General features: G+C 73.6%; 3 protein-coding genes and 1 pseudogene. 2 read left to right on the forward strand and 2 right to left on the reverse strand.

Annotated features, from left to right (window positions below; all coding sequences use genetic code 11):
- Both AC2W7M_RS23865 and AC2W7M_RS23870 read left to right on the forward strand, forming a co-directional pair.
- A pseudogene (locus AC2W7M_RS23865) lies at nucleotides 1-366 on the forward strand (ABC transporter ATP-binding protein C-terminal domain-containing protein); the annotation flags it as partial.
- Nucleotides 363-1,079: an ABC transporter ATP-binding protein gene (locus AC2W7M_RS23870; RefSeq protein WP_486135453.1), complete on the forward strand. Its 717-nt coding sequence runs from the start codon at nucleotides 363-365 to the stop codon at nucleotides 1,077-1,079. The pseudogene AC2W7M_RS23865 and the gene AC2W7M_RS23870, both read left to right, overlap by 4 nt.
- On the opposite strand, the gene AC2W7M_RS23875 is transcribed toward AC2W7M_RS23870, so the two are convergent.
- Nucleotides 1,073-2,005 (reverse strand): 2-hydroxyacid dehydrogenase, encoded by a 933-nt coding sequence (locus tag AC2W7M_RS23875; RefSeq protein ID WP_486135455.1) that lies wholly within the window; start codon nucleotides 2,003-2,005, stop codon nucleotides 1,073-1,075. The two genes, AC2W7M_RS23870 and AC2W7M_RS23875, sit on opposite strands and share 7 nt — an antisense overlap.
- A 65-nt stretch (nucleotides 2,006-2,070) precedes the next feature.
- Nucleotides 2,071-2,379, reverse strand: a 309-nt coding sequence (locus tag AC2W7M_RS23880) for a sensor histidine kinase (RefSeq protein ID WP_486135457.1), incomplete at its 5' end; no start/stop codon positions are given.

The following is a 2,379-nucleotide window of genomic DNA, read 5'->3' on the forward strand; positions in this document are numbered from 1 at the left end:
GGACGGTGGGGCTGGCGGCGGGGCGGGCGGACGGCCGGCGGGGCGAGCTGGCCTATGGCGCGTGAAGCGGCTGGAACTGGCGCTGGCGCTGGGCCAACGCCCCCCGCCTCCTGCTGATGGACGACGCCCACCGCCGGCATGGCCCGCGCCGAGCGCGCCGAATTGATGCGCCTCGCCCGCGACATCGCCCGTGCGCGCGCCATTGGCGTGCTGTTCACCGAGCACGACATGGAGGCGGTGTTCGGCCATGCCGACCGCATCCTGGTGCTGGACCGGGGCGCCCTGATCGCCGAGGGCGCGCCCGCCGCGATCCGCCGCGATCCGAAGGTGCGCGCGGTCTATCTGGGCGAGGAGGCGGTCCCGTGACCGGCGGCCTCAAGCTCGAAGCGAACAGCCTCACCGCCGCCTACGGCAAGGCGCAGGTTCTGTTCGGCGTCTCGCTGACGCTGGAGCCCGGCGAGGTGCTGGCCCTGGTGGGCCGCAACGGGGCGGGCAAGTCCACCACGCTGAAGGCCATCATGGGCCTCGTGCCCTCGGGCGGGACGGTGCGGCTCGGCGGACAGGACATCTCCCGCCTCCCCGCCTTCGAGCGCGCCCGGCGCGGCCTCGGCTACGTGCCCGAGGACCGGCGCGTCTTCACCGACCTCACGGTGCTGGAGAACCTGGAGACCGGCCGGCGGCCGCCGCGCCCGGGCCGCGCGCCCTTCACCGAGGCGCGACTGTTCGCCATGTTCCCCAACCTCGCCGAGATGCGTCACCGGCGCGGCGGCGCCATGAGCGGCGGCGAGCAGCAGATGCTCGCCCTCGCCCGCACGCTGATGGGCAATCCGGCGGTGCTCCTGCTCGACGAGCCGTCGGAGGGCCTCGCCCCGCGCATCGTCGCCGAGATGGCGAAGGCGGTGGCGGCGCTCAAGGCCGAGGGCCTGTCGATCCTCGTCAGCGAGCAGAACGTCGCCTTCACCCGCGCCATCGCCGACCGGGCGCTGCTGATCGAGCGCGGCGCCGTGCGGGCGGCGGGGTCGGTGGCCGAGATCGAGGCGCGGCTCGCCGCCGACGCCCTCGGCACCGACGCTCAATAGCCGCGCTCGGTCTCCACCTGGAACAGCGGCGCCTGGCCGCGCCGCAGCCGGCGGATGTTCTCGGCGATCTGCGCCGCGGCGCTGGCCGGGATCGCCACCGAGGCGAGGTGCGGGGTGATCAGCACGTTCTCCATGTCCCAGAGCGGGCTGTCCTGGGGCAGCGGCTCCGCCTCGAACACGTCCAGCGTGGCACTCTCCAGATGCCCCGACCGCAGCGCGGCGATCAGTGCCTGCTCGTCCACCACCGAGCCGCGCGCCACGTTGATGAGCTTCGCGCCCCTCGGCAGCAGCGCGAGGCGGCGGGCGTCGACCACGTGCCGCGTCTGCGCGGTGAGCGGCAGCATCACCACCAGGATCTCCACGTCGGCGAGGAAACCGTCCAGCGCCCCGAGTCCATGCACCGTCTCGATGCCGGTGAGGGTCTTGGCCGAACGCGACCAGCCCTTCACCCGGAAGCCGTGGCCGGCCACCTCGCGCGCCGCGCGGGCGCCCAGTTCGCCGAGGCCGAGGATGCCCACCGTAATTTCGCCCGCCGTGCGCGGATTCACCCAGTGCCAGCGCCGCGCGCGGCGCGCCCGCTCCAACAGCGGCAGGTCGCGGGCATGGCGCAGCACGGCCATCAGGACGAAGGACGCCATCATGCGCGCCATCTCGGGATCGCAGATGCGGGTTACGGGCACGCCCGGCAGATCGGCCCGCCCCACCAGCGCATCGACGCCGGCACCGAGATTGGTGACGAGGGCGAGGTTCACCAGCGGCGCGAAGAAGCCCACCGGCGGCTGCCAGACCAGAGCGTAGCGCACCGCGGCGGGATCGTAGGGCTGGGTCGAGACCGCGACGTCGAGATCCGGCAACCGGCGCTTCAGCGCCTCGCTCCAGGCGGCGGCATCATCGTAGTCGCTGTGGAAGAGCAGGGTCTCGGGCATCGGGGCTTCCGGAACGGGGTAACGCGCCGGCGAGGGTTAGCCGAGACGGAAGCCGGACGAAAGCCTTAGCTGGCCGATGCGCCGGCCAGCGGCAGCCGCACCACCAAGCGGGCACCGCCGCCGGGGCGGTCTTCCACCGCCACCGTGCCGCCGTGACCCTCGACAATCTGTCGCACGATGGTGAGGCCGAGCCCGGCGCCGCCGCTCTCGCGGTTGCGCGAGGCCTCGACCCGGTAGAATGGCTCGAACACCGCCGCCCGCTCGGCCGCCGGGATGCCCGGCCCGCGGTCCTCCACCACCAGCAAGGCGAAACCGTCCTCGGCCGCGAGGCGCATCTCGGCGGCGCCGGCATAAGCGATGGCGTTGCCACGAGT

Source organism: Xanthobacter sp. BG11Y11_SDJG (assembly GCF_057364445.1).

Coding starts and splice junctions, on each gene's coding strand:
- AC2W7M_RS23875 (WP_486135455.1), bottom strand. CDS start 2,005: ATGCCCGAGACCCTGCTCTTCCACAGCGACTACGATGATGCCGCCGCC.